This is a genomic window from Paenibacillus lemnae (genome assembly GCF_012933385.1).
In the GTDB taxonomy this organism is placed as follows: domain Bacteria; phylum Bacillota; class Bacilli; order Paenibacillales; family Paenibacillaceae; genus Paenibacillus_AQ; species Paenibacillus_AQ lemnae.
On record NZ_JABBPN010000003.1, the window covers coordinates 101149 to 119318 of the forward strand.

The 18170-nt window shown below is 44.6% G+C and carries 15 protein-coding genes; 12 read left to right on the top strand and 3 right to left on the bottom strand.

The annotated features are described in order from the left end of the window. Nucleotides 1–91 precede the first annotated feature (91 nt). Nucleotides 92–2980, bottom strand: a complete 2889-nt coding sequence (locus HII30_RS04150) for a DEAD/DEAH box helicase (RefSeq protein WP_169503761.1) — start codon at nucleotides 2978–2980, stop codon at nucleotides 92–94. Further along, entirely contained in the window at nucleotides 2981–3379 is a 399-nt protein-coding gene (locus HII30_RS04155) for a (deoxy)nucleoside triphosphate pyrophosphohydrolase (protein WP_169503762.1), read from the bottom strand. 174 nt (nucleotides 3380–3553) lie between these two features. Here HII30_RS04155 and HII30_RS04160 point away from each other — a divergent pair, with 174 nt between their 5' ends. The 7 genes from HII30_RS04160 (at nucleotide 3554) to HII30_RS04190 (ending at nucleotide 13176) form a co-directional block, all read left to right on the top strand. Continuing rightward, nucleotides 3554–3805, top strand: a complete 252-nt coding sequence (locus tag HII30_RS04160; protein ID WP_169503763.1) for a hypothetical protein — start codon at nucleotides 3554–3556, stop codon at nucleotides 3803–3805. Between the two features lie 296 nt (nucleotides 3806–4101). After that, on the top strand, nucleotides 4102–4431 hold the full coding sequence (locus HII30_RS04165) for a nucleoside triphosphate pyrophosphohydrolase (RefSeq protein ID WP_169503764.1): 330 nt from the start codon (nucleotides 4102–4104) through the stop codon (nucleotides 4429–4431). Further along, nucleotides 4412–6853 (top strand): DEAD/DEAH box helicase family protein, encoded by a 2442-nt coding sequence (locus HII30_RS04170; RefSeq protein WP_169503765.1) that lies wholly within the window; start codon nucleotides 4412–4414, stop codon nucleotides 6851–6853. Before HII30_RS04165 ends, HII30_RS04170 begins: the two co-directional genes overlap by 20 nt. A gap of 173 nt (nucleotides 6854–7026) precedes the next feature. Then, nucleotides 7027–8229, top strand: a complete 1203-nt coding sequence (locus HII30_RS04175; protein ID WP_169503766.1) for a PDDEXK-like family protein — start codon at nucleotides 7027–7029, stop codon at nucleotides 8227–8229. A gap of 474 nt (nucleotides 8230–8703) precedes the next feature. Next, nucleotides 8704–11106 (top strand): dynamin family protein, encoded by a 2403-nt coding sequence (locus tag HII30_RS04180; protein ID WP_169503767.1) that lies wholly within the window; start codon nucleotides 8704–8706, stop codon nucleotides 11104–11106. Then, nucleotides 11106–12086 carry a diguanylate cyclase regulator RdcB family protein gene (locus HII30_RS04185; RefSeq protein ID WP_169503768.1) on the top strand — a complete coding sequence of 327 codons (981 nt, stop codon included), beginning with the start codon at nucleotides 11106–11108 and terminating at the stop codon, nucleotides 12084–12086. The genes HII30_RS04180 and HII30_RS04185 overlap by 1 nt, the downstream gene beginning before the upstream one ends. Beyond that, the gene (locus HII30_RS04190; RefSeq protein WP_169503769.1) at nucleotides 12076–13176 is read left to right on the top strand and encodes a patatin-like phospholipase family protein; all 1101 of its coding nucleotides are present in this window, start codon (nucleotides 12076–12078) and stop codon (nucleotides 13174–13176) included. Before HII30_RS04185 ends, HII30_RS04190 begins: the two co-directional genes overlap by 11 nt. Here the strand turns inward: HII30_RS04190 and HII30_RS21910 are convergent. After that, complete coding sequence (locus HII30_RS21910) at nucleotides 13173–13403, bottom strand: helix-turn-helix domain-containing protein (RefSeq protein ID WP_343045068.1); 231 nt, start codon at nucleotides 13401–13403, stop codon at nucleotides 13173–13175. The two genes, HII30_RS04190 and HII30_RS21910, sit on opposite strands and share 4 nt — an antisense overlap. 220 nt (nucleotides 13404–13623) lie before the next feature. On the opposite strand from HII30_RS21910, the gene HII30_RS04200 reads away from it, so the two are divergent. The 5 genes from HII30_RS04200 (at nucleotide 13624) to HII30_RS04220 (ending at nucleotide 18159) form a co-directional block, all read left to right on the top strand. After that, nucleotides 13624–14384 (top strand): IS5 family transposase gene (locus HII30_RS04200; RefSeq protein ID WP_211184429.1). Its coding sequence is split into 2 segments (ribosomal slippage): nucleotides 13624–13965 and nucleotides 13968–14384, totalling 759 coding nucleotides; the frame shifts between segments, so codons are not numbered across the junction. Between the two features lie 143 nt (nucleotides 14385–14527). After that, the gene (locus HII30_RS04205; RefSeq protein WP_169503770.1) at nucleotides 14528–15631 is read left to right on the top strand and encodes a WXG100 family type VII secretion target; all 1104 of its coding nucleotides are present in this window, start codon (nucleotides 14528–14530) and stop codon (nucleotides 15629–15631) included. Nucleotides 15632–15642: 11 nt separating this feature from the next. Next, nucleotides 15643–15918 (top strand): hypothetical protein, encoded by a 276-nt coding sequence (locus tag HII30_RS04210; protein ID WP_169503771.1) that lies wholly within the window; start codon nucleotides 15643–15645, stop codon nucleotides 15916–15918. A 385-nt stretch (nucleotides 15919–16303) separates the two neighbouring features. Then, nucleotides 16304–16654 carry a hypothetical protein gene (locus HII30_RS04215; RefSeq protein ID WP_169503772.1) on the top strand — a complete coding sequence of 117 codons (351 nt, stop codon included), beginning with the start codon at nucleotides 16304–16306 and terminating at the stop codon, nucleotides 16652–16654. Between the two features lie 377 nt (nucleotides 16655–17031). Beyond that, nucleotides 17032–18159, top strand: a complete 1128-nt coding sequence (locus HII30_RS04220; protein ID WP_169503773.1) for a WXG100 family type VII secretion target — start codon at nucleotides 17032–17034, stop codon at nucleotides 18157–18159. Nucleotides 18160–18170 lie beyond the last annotated feature (11 nt).

An 18170-nucleotide genomic window follows, 5' to 3' on the forward strand; every position in this document is an offset into this window, starting at 1 on the left:
GGTTAAGGTATCAAGGGTGTTTATAAGGGTATCAATAAATGAAAGCAGCTGACGCCGGGATTAAATTCGACGTCAGCTGCTTTTTAGTTTTTTATTGGGTCAAATACCTATAAAGCTTGCTCTCCACAGATTGCTCCAGTACTAGATTCATATGCACAACGGAAATCGATTTGCTGTTACGATCGAGCATAGACCCTTGGACGGCGCTTTGAGGATCGGGATGAGCTTTGCCTAAATAATAGAATTCCGTTCCTTCCGCATCGTCTTTTTTGATGAATACATGCAGGTCGATTCCCCGCTCATCTGCCTCAAGGATTGTTCTGACTTCTTCCGATTCCAGAGTTCGTCTGCTTCTTGTCGACCATTTCAAAACCTCTGGAGAAATAAATTCCTCCTGATAGTTCGTGCTTGCTTCAACCCCTTCATGCTTGTGATAGGTGACAAAGATCGGGCAGGTCTGATACTTTGTCTTGTACCCATACATGGTGGAGCTTTCATCACTCAGCCAATTGAGCAGCTTACAGGAATCCTTCCGGGAATATTTTTTATAGAGCGTAAGGTGTTCATGGCAATCATACTGCTCCGTGAGATGTGAAGCGGTTTGGATGATGTCGGCAAGCATTTCCCTAAAGTATGAATTGTTCTGCATGGACTGCAACAACATCGGATGAAATAGAAACCGCTGCGCTTCCGTGAATACGACGACAGGAGTGTCACCATATTTCTTCCTTGTCGGCTCCGTGAAAAAGGACATGTCCAGCACACGTTTCACGGAATCCAGTGTTTGCGAATCCACAGAGCATCCATGCTCAGCAAGAGCGTGGACCCATTCCTGGGCTGTAACACTACACTCTGTTAGTAACTTGCTCAGCAGAACAATCTCATGCCTGCGTTTGCCACTCAGCACTTCCGCCGACAGCATTACCAAATACTTTTTCTCTTGCTCGGATAGTGGCGGGACAGGCTCTTTAATCTTCTGCAAAAAATGATAATAGCTCCCGTGCTCATCTGAGAAAATCAGCGGATCGATCGAGCCGTGCTCCAAGAAATCCAGATGCGTAGGGATGCGGTTTAAACGGTTTTTGAGCTGAATATATTCTTCTCTCAGGATCTTCAGCGCGGTTAAGTTACTATTGCTGATCGATTGAAAGATCTGTTTCTTGGCAACTTCCTCGAAATTAATCGTCGAAACCCCATTGATAAAGCTGGTGTCCTTCATATGACGGCGGATATTATCCTTGTTCTGCGACTTATCTCCAGAAAGCGCGATCGGGATCAGGTAGTTATTCTTATAATTCCCAATAAAATCGATGATGGTCACGAATTCCTTGCCACCGTGTTTACGTAGTCCGCGCCCAAGCTGCTGTACAAATACGATGCTAGATTGAGTCTGGCGCAGCATGACCACCTGATTAATGCACGGAATATCGATACCTTCATTAAAAATATCCACGGTCAGGATGTAGTCCAGCTGCCCATTTTCCAAATCTGTCACACAGCGAGCACGTTCCTCCTGGCGGTTATCCCCCGTTAAAGCTATCGTGCGGTAACCCCTCAAATTCAGCAGCTTAGATAGCTCGAGCGCTTCTTCTTTCCGGCTGCAAAAGATAAGACCTTTTACCGTCTCTCCGGAATAACCGTAATACTCAATCTTTTCTATTAGATAGGCTACTCGTTCATCTGAAACGAGCTGAGAGAGCATCACGGTATCGTCGGTCACTTGGCCATTATACTCGAAATCCGTCACTCCAAAATAATGAAATGGACACAGCATATCCTCTTCCAGCGCCTCTTGCAGACGAATTTCATAAGCAACGTTGTAGTCAAACAACTCATAGATGTTAAAGTCATCCGTCCGCTCCGGCGTAGCAGTCATCCCGAGCAGAAATTTAGGTTGAAAATAATGAAGGATGTTAAGATACGAGCTGGCCCCGGCCTTGTGCACTTCGTCTATTAAAATGTAATCAAACGCTTCAGGATCGAAGCTGTTTAGATTGGAGGCTTTTGATATCGTCTGGACAGTAGCAAACAAATATTTGGCATCCGTCTCTCTACTGCTCCCAGATAAAATGCCATAGTCTCGATCTTCACCACCCAGGATCCGCTGGTAATCGAGCATGGCTTTTTGCAAAATTTGCTCCCGGTGAACGACAAACAGCATTCGTTTAGGGGCAAAGTTTCTGACGTCAAATGCTGACAAGTACGTCTTGCCTGTACCTGTTGCCGAAATCACGAGCCCTTTGTGTGCTCCGGTGGCACGCAGATCCTGAAGGTTCCTCAGGGCGTTCATCTGCATGGCGTTCGGCACAATAGGGCTGAACACCGTCTGCGGAATGCCTTCTGGAGCGAGTGGAAACACCTGGCTCACATCTTGAGTGGCTTTTGTAACCTCTTCATATAAAATCTGATATGCATCAATCCACTGGCTGGACAAAGGGACGGATTCATCCCAGACCTTATTGAATTCACTTTGAAACTGCCCCAGGAGACCGCCATGCTTAAAAGAGGTTAGCTTCACGTTCCATTCATAATTGGCTTTTAAGGCAGAGGCTGTCAGATTGGAGCTTCCTGTAATAATGGTGGAATAACCTTCATGGTGAAAAAGGTAGCCCTTCGCATGAAATCCACTTAGATCTGATAATCGAACCTCTACGTTGGTGATCTTCAGCAGCTCTTTATAGATTTTTGGCTGGTTAAAGTTAAGATAGTTGGAGGTCAGGATTTTACCTGTAACACCGCGCATTTTCAGGTCGAGTAAATGAGACTTCAGTGTGGCTAGTCCACTTTCTGTGATAAAGGCAACAGAGAACACGAAGGACTGACAGTGATCCAGCTCTTCTAGTAGTGGAGTCAGGACATAATCCTTGCTCTCTTTGTTGTTCACCAGCAGCTTTGGTTTATATTTGTCTACCGACTCCTGTTGATGATTAATGAACGCCCAGCTTAGAGAATGATTGAACTGTTGGGTGGAGGTATCCATTTATTTGATCAAGTCCTTTTGAATGCTGTGTACGGCAGGGATATCTGCAGGTGCCCAATCCAGGGACATGAGTTCATCGGGGGATAGCCAGGCAATTTCTACGTGTTCTGTGAGCACAGGCTTTCCGCTTAGAAGGTGGCAATAAAAAGTAGACAAATGCACAATACCAAAATCATATTCATACACGGTCGTTTCGATATGCTCACCGATCTCGATGCTGCAGTGCATCTCTTCGTCAATCTCGCGCTTCAATGCACCCTGAGGCGTTTCGCCTTCCTCAATCTTGCCGCCGGGAAATTCCCATTTGTATGCTAAAGCTTTTGTAGCCCCGCGCTGGGCACAGAGAATCTTTCCGTTTTCGATGATGACAGCTCCGACGACGTGGATATTCTTTTTCAATTCATTTCCCTCCGGTCTTGCATTCTGGTAAATGTATGTAGCTTTTAGTCTATTCTATTATATTTATCGGTATTGGGGCCATCTCTCGTGATTGAATATATTGGAATATATGAGGGTGGTATACCTATTCCCGGTTAATAGTAGATATGGTAAACGCTTAAGGAGTAGGTGAAAATGAATAAACAATTAAAAGATTTCCTTAGTGACTTAATTATACTCATTCAGGAGAAGTATAATGATACGTTGGATGTACCTGCAGATGAAAGTGATAAAGATAAATCTTACAGATTGGGTTTGAACTTTGCTTATTACGATGTGTTAGATCTAGTAGAGTCTCAATTATTATTACAAGGCCTTGCTTCTAACTCTCTCAAGAAAATTTCGCCAACACTAGGTGAAAAAATTCAAGCAGAGTCTGGACTCTGATCGTTAAAAAGGAGGAGCCTATGATCAAAATATTGTTAGGTATCACGTCCATAATCTCATCCGTTATCGTCCTATGTACAGGATTTATTGTTTCAGCATTGAGATCTGTTCATTATTCGTCAGGTACAAACCTTGGAGCCTTTGAGTACAGTCTGTTTAATCTTAGTTTTATGTGGATTTTAATACCCATTTTGCTATTTATCCTGGGAGTATTTCTGCTCTACTCAAGCGCCAAAGATGCCGGTTAACATGCTACAATACAATTACACAACCAACCAGCAAAGGATGAATAACCCATGCCAGTATACAATAAGCTTGTCCGGGATCTGATCCCGGAGATTATACATAAGAGCGGCAAGGAATGCCGGACACGGATTTTGGATGAAGAAGAGTACCAGAAAGAGCTGAACGTGAAGCTGAAGGAAGAATCGGAGGAGTATTTTGCCGCATCGAAGTCGGAGGAAGCTTTAGAAGAGCTGGCAGATATGCTTGAGGTGATACGGTCACTGGCTGCTGTACATGGTTCAAGCTGGGAGCAGCTTGAAGCGTTGAGAGACCAAAAGGCGCAGGCACGCGGCGGGTTTAAGGATAAGGTGTATCTCATCGATGTCGACGACAACGCTTAATGTTAAGCTGATTACAGAGAACCTAGCGGACGAGCTGATTATTGGCATGCAGCATGCTTCTGGCATTTATATTATGACTTCGTTTGTAATGCAGTCGGGTGTGCGTTTACTGGCTCCTCATTTGAAAAAAGCCATCGATCGCGGTGCCGAGGTCAAAATGCTGGCGGGTGACTACTTGTATGTGACACAGCCTGAAGGCCTGCAGGCCCTGCGCGACATCGACAGCCAGCTGGAGGCCAGGCTGTGGCGGAGTATGGGAACCTCGTTCCATCCCAAAGCCTATCTTTTTGATTATGACAAAGGAGAAGGTCTGCTCATCGTGGGCTCTTCGAACTTCTCGATGTCGGCCATGCGGATGGGGATGGAGTGGAACCTGGCGATGAATGCAAAGGCCGAGCCGTACACTTTTCAGGTCGCTTTGGATAAGTTCATGCAGAACTTTTATCACGACTCCACCCTGCCGCTGAACGACCATACAATCTCTCTATATGAGGAAGAGTACCGGGCTTACCACCGGGAGAATCCGGAACTTATCCGCAGAATTACCGAGATGGAAGAAGAGGAGTATCGTTCGGAGAGTGTTGGCAGCTCTGATGCTGCGATTATTCCGGATGTCGAGCAGGTACTGATTCAGCCCCGATTTGCCCAGCTGGATGCTTTAGATGCATTGGAGCGTACTCTGGAAGAGGAATACGATAAAGCGATGGTGGTCATGGCGACAGGCTTGGGCAAAACCTACCTCGCTGGCTTTTTCGCTCAGCGGTTTCAGCGTGTACTGTTCGTAGCGCATCGGGAGGAGATTTTGCTCCAGGCGAAGCGGTCTTTTCATCAGATTATGCCGGACAAAACCTTAGGTATCTATAACGGGCAGCTGAAAGAAGGAGACGCGGATTGTGTATTTGCTTCTATTTATACACTGGGCATGAAGAAGCATCGCGAGGGATTTGCTCAGAAGCATTTTGACCTGATTGTGGTGGATGAATTTCATCATGCGGCTGCCAGCTCGTATCAATCGGTGATTCAATATTTTGAACCGAGGTTTCTGCTTGGCATTACAGCAACGCCGGACCGTATGGACGGCAAGGATGTGTATGCTCTTTGTGATGGAAACGTGGCGTACCAGATCCATTTTATTGAAGCGATTCGGCGCGGCTGGCTGTCTCCTTTTCAATATTACGGCATCTATGATGATACCGATTATTCCTCCATCCGCTGGATGGGATCGCACTATGATGACGAACAGCTGACGGCTGCCCAGTTAAGAGGGAGTCTAGCGGACAAAATTTACGAGTCCTGGATCGGTCATAAGCAGACAAGAACGATTGGTTTTTGTTCATCGATCCGGCAGGCGGATTATTTAGCAGGGTATTTTCAGGACAAGGGCATACCCGCCGTCAGTCTGCATTCCGGAACGGTCGGCATGACCAGAGGGGAAGCAATCCAGCGTCTTGCCGGTGGAGAGCTTGAAATTATTTTTACAGTGGATTTGTTCAATGAAGGCGTGGATATTCCGAGTGTGGATACGCTGCTGTTCGTGCGTCCGACTGAATCGTTAACGGTGTTTACCCAGCAGGTGGGCCGGGGCCTCAGGTTGTATGAGCAGAAGACACACTGCACCATTATCGACCTGATCGGCAACTACAGGAATGCAGATGTGAAGCTGCGGCTGTTCGCAAATGACGAGGAGTTGAAAGGAACGGCCAAGGACAAGGTGATTCCTTCTGTGCCTGCCGGATGCGAGATCCAGCTGGAGACCGGGGTCATCAACCTGCTGGATGAATTAAGCCGCAAAAAGCTGCCTCACCGCGAACGTCTACACCGCTCTTTTCTGGATCTTCAAGCGGAGCTTGGGCGGATCCCGACCTATCTGGAGCTTCACCTCTACGGCCGCGCCAACAGCTGGGAGTATCGGAATGAATTCGGTTCCTATGCGGGCTTTCTTCTATGGGCGGAGTGCCTGAGTGAGCAGGAAGAAGAAGTTTATTGGCGGCATGAGAACTGGCTGCGTGATGTAGAGAAGACGGCCATGAACAAAAGCTACAAGATGATCGTTCTTCTGTACATGCTGGAGCGCGGACCGAAGCAGTGGGCAGAGCCTGTGACTTCTCTGGAAGTCGCGCCATTCTTCCATAAGTACCTGACCGAGAAAGAGTACCGCAAACGGATTGATTTCTCGGATAACGATGCGAAGAAGCTGTGGAATTACGATGAGGTTAAGGTCAGCAAGCTGATTGAGAGAATGCCCATGACCAAGTGGAGCTCAGCTAAAGGCAGCATGACTGGCTTTGAGGATGGCGTGTTTAGCCTGGATGTTGAACCTGCTGCGGAGGATCTAGAAGTGCTGCACAGCTGGACGCAGGAGGTATGCCTGTACCGGCTGCACTATCATTTTGAGCGTAAGGAACAGAGAGTGGTGCAGTAGGATTGAGTGAAAGAGCCGATCGGATATCAGGAATGTTCTGATGTTCGGGCGGCTCTTTTTATTTTGTGGAAGCAATATGTGATGACGTATCTCGTTTGATTAGCTATACTTTTCACTATAGGGTACATTTACCTAGTCCCTCTTTATAGAAATCATGTTAAGGAGAAAAGATTATGAGTGATATGGACGAGCTTTACCATAAAATCAATCGTTTTGTTACAAATAATGATTTATTGGAGCTTTTGAATTCTCGGATCAATGAGTTCAATCCTTTTAAAGTGATGAAGGTGGATCAATTTGAGATTCGACATTCAAACATACTGGCATGGCTGTTAAATCCAAGAGAGAATCACTTCTTAAGCGATTTGGTACTAAAGAAAGTAACTGCTGAAGTAATATGCAGAGACATTGATATTAAAAACCACGACTTGAAGGTATCGGATATATTATTAGGCAGCTTCCATATTCTTGTCTTTTCAAGGAGCAATGATTTTATCCTTCTTATTGAAAATAAAGTGCACGCCGGTTTAGAAAGCCATCAGCTAGAGAAGTACATCCAATTAGTTAAGGATCATTATCCAGGGGTCCAGCACATTATTCCTGTATTCCTAACTTTAAACGGAGAAGAAGCCCCGCACTCGGAATATTTTAGCCTTGCACACTTGGATATTCTTAGCATTTTAAAATCCATTCTGACCTTAAATAAAGAAAATATGAATAGTAAAATCCATAATTTTATTAGTTACTATACCAAGACTCTGGAGGTACTCACTTTGCAGGATGAACAGCTAATAAAGCTATGCCGCGATATTTATAAACATCATAGAGAAGCGATAGAAACAATCATTAAATATGGGGTTACTTCCACTTCGACCCTCAACCAGGCAGCCGAGGTCTTGAAATCGGAGTTGAATGACATTGGGCATGGGGAAAATCCTGATTTCTTTTTAAGCGATAAAGAATACTGGTTTATGCCTAATATGATCGATCAACAGCTGCCTCGTTTACTTAAGAAATGGAAATCACCAAGACCCATAAGCTATTTCTTTGCTGCTGAAGAGAAAAAGCTGCGACTTATCCTTGAAGTAGGACCCATCACGGATGGTCATACCAGATTGAAATTATTAAATTATATCAATGATAATGACCCGGATCATTTATTATCCATAAAGTCAAATGCTCTGAAAAAGCTGAATGGAAGTTTTACTAGAATTCGTGCTAAAAGTGTCGACATTAGTGATTGGACGGATGCGGACCTTGTGGTTGAACGCATGAATTATTTATTAGAAAAAGGATTTAAGTATAACGAAGTAAACCATTATCTAGGTACTCTTCTACAGCAATTCAGCCTTGGTAACTCCAGCGACACGATCTGATAGCTCTATATACTCAGGCCTCCTCCTAAAGAATGGTGGGCTTTTTTGTTGTTCTGAACAGATGCTGCTCTTGAGTTATTCCCTTAAATGGTGTTGTCTTCGGGGTTAGTGTATACTGTCTTGCTGGCTTTACATAGGAATGACGCGGTAAAGACTGATGAGCTATTTGACCGATAAATAGGAAATAGGAGACATGTTAATGAAAAATATAGATCCAGTTGGTTCTTGAGGAGGAGTTCGGAAGTCATTGTTGAATGGATATATATATTGAAAGCGGTTGTCGATTAACAGATGTCTTTATCTTATTCGAACGAATAGGATCTTTCTAAGAAGAGACATCTTGATCGGAACGTACATTCGATGACAAGGTTTGCTACATAGACAGTCTATAATGATTAAGTAATCATGCATTTCATTGAGGCTGATTACCGCTTTGCTCTTAACTTACTTTAAATGGATGCAGGAGGTTTTTTCATGTTTAAAGATACGGTCAGCGCGGTCAGGGATGAAGTCATCAGGCTTTTATCTCAGCAGCGCAATATAATAAGTGATCTTCTGGAATCGGAAGACATGGTTATGGAGAGAGACGAGCAGCAAGAACGTTCTCTTGACCGGCCCTTGGCTGAAATGTGGAATGCAGCGTTAGCAGAAGAGCTGACGAAGGTTCATGATTTGGAGATGACGCTTGCCGTTGTAGGAACAATGAAGGCAGGAAAGTCGACGACAATTAATGCGATCGTTGGCCGGGAGGTGCTGCCGAACCGGAATAGACCGATGACCACGTTACCCACAATGATCAGGCATCAGCCGGGACAGGAAACACCGGTTTTACGTTTTCCCAAGCCGCAACCATTCAATCAGGCTATACGGGAAATCAGATCAGCGCTGCGTGACATGGATGAGGAAGCATTGTCGAGCCTCCCGGTCAATGCTTCGGATGATGGCAGAACATTAGTTCAGGATATCTTGAGCGGTCATATCCATGAGCTGGATTCAGCCTATCATGGGACCGAGGGTATTTATGATTTCCTGAAGACGCTTAATGATATTTCAAGATTGTGCGACTCCAAGAATCTGGATCTTCCTTCTCCTCTTACCGAATATACATCCTTACTGGAGCTGCCCGTCATTGATGTAGAGTTCTTTCATTTAAAGCATAGAAAGCAGCAAACCAACGGGAGACTGACCCTTATTGATACACCGGGCCCCAATGAGGCAGGACAGGTGCATTTAAGAGGAATTCTGCAAGAACAGTTACATAAAGCATCAGCCATCCTGGCTGTCCTTGACTATACTCAGCTTAATTCAGAGGCAGACTTTGAGGTGCGTATGGCGATCGAGGAGGTAGCGAAGTATTCCCGGGAGCGGCTGTTTGTGTTGATCAACAAATTTGATCAAAAAGACCGGAATTCCATGGGGGCGGATGAAGTTCGCCGTTATGTAAGTAAGGAACTTTTTGAAGACCGGCTGCCTCAAGAGCATATCTTTCCTGTTTCCAGCCAGTTGGGGTATCTGGCGAATTATGCACTTCGTGAGATCGCAGAGAGAGGGTGCTTGCCATCTCCTGATCAAGCGGAGTGGATTGAGGATTTTGGAGATCGAGCTCTGGGTTCCTTCTGGCAAGAAGATATCGATGATATCCCCCGGGTAAACAAGAGTGCAGAGCGATTGTGGCAGAAAAGTGATTTTGAAGAGCCGTTGGACCGTGTAATTGGCAAAGCCTATGAAGAAGCTGCTCTCATTGTCATTCAATCGGCACTTGAGAAAATGAACATGTACGATGAAGAAATCCTTCAATATCTGAAGATGAGAAGAGGAAGCATCCATATCGACATCGACTCTTTAAAGCAAATCATCACAGAGTTGGAGCATAATATTCAATTAATCCAGGATGTTCAGGAGAAAGCCGAGGCATTATCGGATTCTGCTCAGAAAGAACTATCTGGAACATTTGATCTGGTGTTTAATCAGGGAAATGAGACTCTAAAGAGATTGATTGACAGTCTGTTTAGACATGGAAAAAGATTGGAAAGTGAACGGGCTAAACTGGAGAGGAAGAATAATAAAAAGAATAAAGGTTACATGTCGGATATTATATCCTTGTTTAAACCTGCCCAAAAAGCCTCCATCCCTATAAACGAAAGCGGATTAAACGTATTCTCGAACAAACAAGATGCGCTTGAGTTTCTTAATAAGATTCAATCGGCACTTGTCCAGGACTCCTCCCAGATTTTCAAGCAAATTCAATCTGAAGTAAATCGGTTCGTTGAATCGATGGAGTATAAGCTCCAAAGTGAGATTAGGGACAAAATGGAACCGGTGCTGGAGCGAGCGGCCAGTAAGTTGAATGACACCTTTCATCTCAAAATCTCTTTCAAGCAGCATGCCATTAAACCGATTCAAATCAACTTCGAATCTCTTCGTGAAGACTCTATCAATGTGAAGAATGTTGAGAAGAAAAAAACGAGATATGTTAGAAAGTGGTACACTCTCTGGTTAAGAGAGCATACCGAATCCTACACAGTTCACGAGGATGAGTACCACATCGATACGAAGCGAATGGGTGCTGCAGTGCTTGAAAATTTAAAAGCTTCGCAGAAGAAGCTTCAACAAGATTTGGATATTTATATGAATCAGGAACTCTCCAACAATCTGGCTGATTACTTCAATCATCTTACATCCTATCTGGACAAGTTCCTCGGCAATCTTATGGATGGTATCCATGATAAGCAGAAAAGCGAGGAGTCTTTGGGAAAGCTTCTGTCGGCTATGGAGAGCCTCATCTCGGTAGTCGAATTGCACCAACAGGATATTGAGCCGATAATGAACGAGATCTTGTCGGGCAATCCTGTAGGAAAGGAAGTCAGTTTAGTCTAATGAGCATACATGAACGTGAGTACAACGCTGAAGAACAAGAGATACGCCGCCTGGTGCAGTCCATTCCCATTTTGCAGGATAAAATGATAGTAGATCTGGTCAATGGAATCCAGGTTACACAAGATCATATTCGCGTCAGCCAAGATCGCATTACAGGGCTCGGATCAAGAATTGTCGATGCCGTAACCGGTAAATCGGCGCTGCGGCAGCAGCGAATTGATCAGAACTTGAACGAAGGGCTGCGAAGCACCATGATCTGGCTGGAGAATCTGCAGGCCAGTCAAATTCAGACCGATCGGGCTTTAGCTTATGTGACAGAGAAATTATCAGAAACCCGGCAGGGAATCATGAAGCTGGTGGACAAGCATGTTGCTTTAAAAAACGAGGTGCGGCAGTTAACTGAACAAATGCATGGATTAGAGGAACAATTTACTCAGCAGTCGGAACAAATTCGTAACCAGCTCACCTCTATAGATATGAGACAAAGTGCGTTAATTCAAATGAATCAGGAGTTTGATAAATGGGCGGGCGGAGGATACGCTTCATTTTCACCACTGCTTCAAATGTTTCTGGTATTAGAAGCTTTGAGCTGGGGACCTTTTGGTGTGTATGATGCGGTTAACCCGGAATTCAGGGAACAGTTAAATTATAAGTGTGCCGTTCTTTTGAAAGACGTAAGAGGAATTCCCATGCGCAACTTACCTACGGACAAGTGGATGCTGTCGCTGGTGAAAGAGAGGGCAGCGCATAAGGAAATGCTCAGATTTCTACTTCAAGATGATGCTGAACTTTTGGCTAGCTTGCCATTGCAGAGTACGATGCTGAAAGTAGTAGACTTGGAAGAGCATAGTGCTGAGTCTATGAGATCTATACTGACCCAGGTCAACGTCCCACTCGTGTTTGAATCCAAAAGGCTGAGCCAAAGATTACTTATGGAATCACGCATTCGGCTGCATAGGAGGGGACTCCATGCATCTTGATTTTCCGGTATTCGGCCTGGTGTTCTCCGGCGGCGGCGCCCGGGGAGCATATGAGATCGGAGTCGCTCAATACCTGGCCTCCCAGAACTGGGTGCCATCCGCTTATGCTGGAGCCAGCATCGGGGCGTTAAATGCGGTGTTTCTAGCTGGGGCTCCGTCATTTCAGGAAGGTGTCCATCGGCTTGAAGAAGTTTGGAGAACACTGAAAATTCAAGACATTGTGAAGATGAATCATCAAATGGTAGTTTTGGGTTTGGTCCATGCTGCAGTCAAAAGAGGCATCGTACTTCATCCGGGATTAGCTGTATATGACGAAGCCTTCAACCTGCTGGCTTCAAAAATCAAGGTGATGAAGGATGTCAAAAATATAAGCCAGCTCATCACGGAGCATCCCCTTCTTTCTAAACTGCAGCAAGGGCTGTTAGATAACCAGTTCTTACGAAGATTATTAGAGGAGCAGCTGGGTATCCATGATATGGAGAATGCATCACCTATTTGGGTATCGGCATATCCGAGTAAGGGAATGACAAGAGATATTGTAGATTACTTACTCGCAGGATCCGGTATTCGGGATACAAATGAATCGCACTATCTGCAATTGAATGAGATTCGTAAAGAAGAACGACTGTCAGCTATTCTGGCTAGTGCAGCCATTCCGGGAGTGTACAGCCGGCAAACTGTGAATGGGCAGCCTTATGTTGACGGGGGAGTAGGAGGAGCTGTGCATTCGAGAGGTAATACACCTTTAACTCCATTAGTATTAGCCGGATATACCCATTGTGTGGTCGTGAACTTATCAGATGGATCCATGTTTAACAGGCATGAGTTTAAGAATACGACGATTATTGAAGTTCGGCCTGAGCAAACATTACATCGGAATGGTCTTCTCCCAAGTCTGTTTGACTTTAGGCCGGAACGAATTCAGTCTTTAATAAGTCAGGGTTACGCGGATGCAAAGAGATGTATTGGAGAGTCATTGACAGCTTTGTCATTAGTGCGTGGGGGGAGGGCGGCTGCGCAGTTAAAAGAAGACCGTCTCCTCGAACTAAAGAATGACGGTTTTGATGATGCAATGAAATTATTGGACTAGAAAATTTGAAGCGCCCTGGCTAATGCAGTAATGGTTAGCAGAGAGGGCGCTTTTTCTCCGTTCTCCAGCCCACTGATAAAAGACCGGTCGAGACGGGAATATAGGCTTAAGTCATCCTTTCGTAGTTTGCGCAGTGCTCTGCCGAAGGCAATATACGATGCTGGATGTATGTTATATGGCTCGGATAAACAGTCAGTCTGCTGCAGGAGAATGGATGAACAATATATTTAAATCGGATCTTAAAGATTCGATAGCAAGACTTGAGCCATGGCTATTCAGTCAGTCTATAAACGAACGGACGAGCACTTACTCCAGTTGTCCATGAAACTTTAGCTGCCTTTTGAACCATACCATTCTGTATATAAACATGAAGTGAATCTTCAATTGTTGTGAATCTAGGGCGTGTCTTCAAACTACAGGGTTGATTTGATCTGGTAAAATAAAGGTATGAGACAACGATACGAATTAGGTGACGACCAGTGGGATAAGATGAAAGACTTGCTGCCTGCGGAGCGGAAAGCTCAGGGTGGCCGGCCGGCCAAAGACAATCGAACCATGATCAATGCCATGCTGTGGATTGCTCGAAGCGGAGCGCCATGGCGTGATTTACCGGAATATTACGGACCTTGGAAGTCAGTCTATACTCGATTCCGACGCTGGGAGAAAGCAGGTGTATTTCATCAAGTCTTAGAGTGCCTAGCATCGGAACCCGATTTGGAAAGCTTAATGATTGATGCCTCGATCGTCCGTGTACATCAGCATGGTGCTGGCGCAAAAGGGGGCCAGACAAGCAAGTAATCGGGCGATCCCGAGGAGGCATAACTACGAAAATTCATACGGTAGTGGATGCGTTAGGGTGCCCTCTGCGCATCGTTCTTTCTCCTGGAAACACACACGACAGTGTGATCGGGTATGAGATGCTGCGGGATCTGGATTTAACCGATAAGCAAGTCATCGCAGATCGAGGATATGATTCTAATCGCATTCTCGATCTACTGAAGGAACAGCAAGCTACATCGGTTATTCCACCCAAGAAGAACCGTGTAAAGCAGCGAAAATGCGACTGGTGGCTGTACAAAGAACCTCACTTAGTCGAATGCTTTGTTAATAAACTGAAGTACCGTCGCTTGGCCACTCGCTATGAGAAGCTGGCCTGTACGTTTGCGGCATTTTTATCCTTGGCATCTAGCTTAGTTTGGCTTGCTTAGGTTTGAAGACACGCCCTAGGATGTTTTACCCAAAAGTCAGATAACAACTACATTCCAAGCACTGCATGAAGGACTCTGGAACCTTTTCCATATATTTGAATCCTTGTACAATAGGGTAAGCGAAGAAAACGGAGAGGTAGCATATGACCAAAATACTTGTGCCGCCAGAAGTGCTGATCCAGGTGTCCCAGCAGTTTCACCAGGCTTCTCTGCAATTTGAGTGGACTGTGAACCAGCTTAATTACCAAATGGACACGATGCTGTTATGGGAAGGAACGACACGGCAGCGATTTTATGCGGACTATGATAGAGCTCGACTGGATCTAAAACGGGTTATTGAACTTATGGAGTCAGTGAGTGTAGAGTTAAAGGGGATATCGATCAAGTTCCGTCTTCTGGATGAGGAAGTGTCTTCAAAAATTGCCTCAAGTGGTAGATCTGAAGCGCCCCCCGAGCCCAAAACCTGGCAGGATCATGCAGAGGGTCTGTGGGAAGGCGTAAAAACAGGCGGGAAAATCATAGCAGATTCCCTTGTGAGTACGGGGGAAGCTCTAGTGGAAGATCCTGTTGGAACCATAGGAGACATGGCGTATAATGCCACGATCGGCACGGTTGAGGAAGTCATTGACACTTCGGTCTGGGGAGCTAAGATGGCTTTTGATGTGGGGGATACCCGGGAGAAGTTTGAAGAGAGCGTTAATGCTGCAGGCGGAACCAGTCAATTTATCGGACAGCAGAGCGCGATGATTGCTGGAGGCCTTGCTTTACGTCGAGTGGGTGTGAAGAATCGCAGCGATTCAGTAAGTGTTAGAGGCAGCTCTAAAGGGGTTAAAGGGACAAGTGAAGTTAATCCACTTTTCCGTACTGGCAGTAACTCTGAAAGAGTAGCAATTGACTCTGTAAAATTTGATCGCATGAAAGCACAGTTTGAGTGGCAAGGTGGAATTATCATGCAAGGTCCTGAGGTTACTGCTCGACTCGACAAGTATCAAGCAGAAGCCTCTAATATCGGGCCTGACATTATCATGCATAGGGAGAATCCAACGACATCTGCTGTGTTTGAGGAATTCATTCACTCAACTCAAAATCGAACTGGTAGAGCTACCGGTGACAATTGGTTGCAGATGGAAATTGAAGCGCAGGAAAAACTTATTCGGTATAGGAAAGCATATGGTATTCCAAATAATGAAACGAGACAGACAATTCAAGCACTTAGGGATTATAGAATATTACTTAGTGAAGAGTGAGGCGAATTCAATTGTTTGAGTTAGAAATTATTAAGGCTGATTCATTAAAAGAAGTGAATCTCATAACAGTCGAAGCTAGACTGTTAGGTAGCATCGACAGTCCGTTGATAAAGACAGTTTTTGTTGATAAGGAACACAAAGATAAATGCTTTTTCCTCAAAGGACCAATGTTTGTGGATGGTCCTAATGTAAAGCGTGCGAAGGATTATCTCTACCTTGCATTCGACGGTACGAACTATACACCTGAGGATATGATAGGAAGAGTATTAGTTCCTTTGCAAGAGTGAAATTTTTTTAACTTTGAAGCCTCATGAAGACCACTCTAGTATCACTGCAGACGCCGAGAACGAAAAGACTGGTGAGCAAGTCGAAGGTATAACGATTATGATAGATGGCAAATTAAAAGATATGTTAGACATAATCATTGAAAAAGAAGAGGGATACAACAATTACACGGAGTTAGTGAAAGAGTTGATTTTTTCTGGTATAAATCAATTTGTAGTGAAGCATAAGAAGTAATAAACAATAGGTCGATTATGGTCAGATAGCACTATGATTGGCCTTTTTTTGTTGGATATTGAACAGAGAAGAATTTGTGAAGATTTAGGGGAACGGCAATATCCAATAGATAACTTTGGCCCTGTAGAATGAACAATGGAGAGGTGATAGGAAGTGAAGCCTTTAAGTTTATCGAAGGAAATAAAAGAGGGCAAATTAAACGATCTTGAAATTATCCAGTGTCTAGATATTCATCATAATCAGGTTTTAGTTAGTGCGATAAGTCAAATTGTCAGCAAAAAACTCTGTAATGAAGAGATTATTTCTAAACTTTCTTGTATCAGCACATTTAGAGACCCGAATGTTAATAAACTCTTCGGGATTGACACTATAGGACACTACAGTATAGCGGCTCTTTTGGTTATTGGTAATCCTGAATCGATAAACAAGTATGAAGAATTAATGGCTGATCTTGATGATTGGGACAAAGAAATTGTAGAAAGAATTGCAGAGGGCATGGGTTAATTATAACCTGTGGTGGTGCTGCTAAGAGTCGTTGACCGCCATTCGCGCACCGCACATTGAGCGGTCAGGAGATGCTTGTTTGTGAATATGGGGAACTCATGGATCAGCAAAATGCACTCAACTCATCTACTAAATCTGATTAAAAGAACGGACGAGCACTTACTCCAGTTGTCCATAGAACTCCAACTGCCTTTTAAACCATACCATTCTGTTTTTAAAACTTAAAGCAAAGCATCTATTTGTGTTCATCTAGGACGTTTTACCCAAAAGTCAGATAACAACTACATTCCAAGCACTGCATGGAGGACTCTGGAACCTTTTCCATATATTTGAATCCCTGTACAATAGGGTAAGCGAAGAAAACGGAGAGGTTGCATATGACCAAAATACTTGTGCCGCCGGAAGTGCTGATCCAGGTGTCCCAGCAGTTTCACCAGGCTTCTCTGCAATTTGAGTGGACTGTGAACCAGCTGAATTACCAAATGGACACGATGCTGCTATGGGAAGGAACGACACGGCAGCGATTTTATGCGGATTATGACAGAGCTCGACTGGATCTGAAGCGGGTTATTGAACTTATGGAGTCTGTAAGTGTAGAGTTAAAAGGAATCTCGATTAAGTTCCGTCTCCTGGATGAGGAAGTGTCTTCAAAAATTGCCTCAAGTGGTAGGTCTGAACCGCCCCCCGAGCCCAAAACCTGGCAGGATCACGCAGAAGATGTGTGGGAAGGTGTAAAAACAGGCGGTAAAAACATAGCAGATTCCATCGTGGATACGGGAGAAGCTCTCATTGAAGATCCCCTTGGAACCATAGGAGACATGGCGTACAATGCCACGATCGGCACGGTTGAGGAAGTCATTGACACTTCGGTCTGGGGAGCTAAGATGGCTCTGGATTTAGGGGATACCCGCGATAAGTTTGAAGAGAGCGTTAATGCTGCAGGAGGAACCAGCCAATTTATTGGACAGCAGGGCGCGATGATTGCAAGCAATTTAATTTTTGGCAGAGCCGGCCTTAAGAATCGCCGCCACGATTCAGGTGCGGAGGACGGTGATGACTCCAAGGTGGCTGAGGGGTCGGGGAAAGTTCTTAATACTGTCCCGTCAGTAAGAAATGGAGAGTTCAATAAATGGTTTAATTCTTTGACTCCTGATGAATTTGATAAAGTATGGTCAGACCCTAACTTAAGAGATAACATAAAAGACCGACTCAGACATCCTGGTGGACTACATGAGTGGCATTTGGTATCAAGAGCAGATGTTTTCAAAAGATGGGGAGTAACTAGTGAACAAATTGCCGATATGCGGACACTTATAAGCGAGACCAAGTTTGTAAATCCCACTGGAAAACATGGTGGGAAAGGTTCAACAAAAGCACATAATGAACTTTTAGAAATTATTGATTCGTCAACTGATTATGATATGTTTAAGAGAAGATTACAGAGCTGGGCGAATTATAGATTTGAAGGCGGGGTAGACGCTCTGCCAGATGGATTAAAACCTTAGAGGAGGCTTAA

Coding starts and splice junctions, on each gene's coding strand:
- HII30_RS04220 (WP_169503773.1), top strand. CDS start 17,032: ATGACCAAAATACTTGTGCCGCCGGAAGTGCTGATCCAGGTGTCCCAG.
- HII30_RS04180 (WP_169503767.1), top strand. CDS start 8,704: ATGTTTAAAGATACGGTCAGCGCGGTCAGGGATGAAGTCATCAGGCTT.
- HII30_RS04175 (WP_169503766.1), top strand. CDS start 7,027: ATGAGTGATATGGACGAGCTTTACCATAAAATCAATCGTTTTGTTACA.
- HII30_RS04170 (WP_169503765.1), top strand. CDS start 4,412: ATGTCGACGACAACGCTTAATGTTAAGCTGATTACAGAGAACCTAGCG.
- HII30_RS04185 (WP_169503768.1), top strand. CDS start 11,106: ATGAGCATACATGAACGTGAGTACAACGCTGAAGAACAAGAGATACGC.
- HII30_RS04190 (WP_169503769.1), top strand. CDS start 12,076: ATGCATCTTGATTTTCCGGTATTCGGCCTGGTGTTCTCCGGCGGCGGC.
- HII30_RS04150 (WP_169503761.1), bottom strand. CDS start 2,980: ATGGATACCTCCACCCAACAGTTCAATCATTCTCTAAGCTGGGCGTTC.
- HII30_RS04165 (WP_169503764.1), top strand. CDS start 4,102: ATGCCAGTATACAATAAGCTTGTCCGGGATCTGATCCCGGAGATTATA.
- HII30_RS04160 (WP_169503763.1), top strand. CDS start 3,554: ATGAATAAACAATTAAAAGATTTCCTTAGTGACTTAATTATACTCATT.
- HII30_RS04205 (WP_169503770.1), top strand. CDS start 14,528: ATGACCAAAATACTTGTGCCGCCAGAAGTGCTGATCCAGGTGTCCCAG.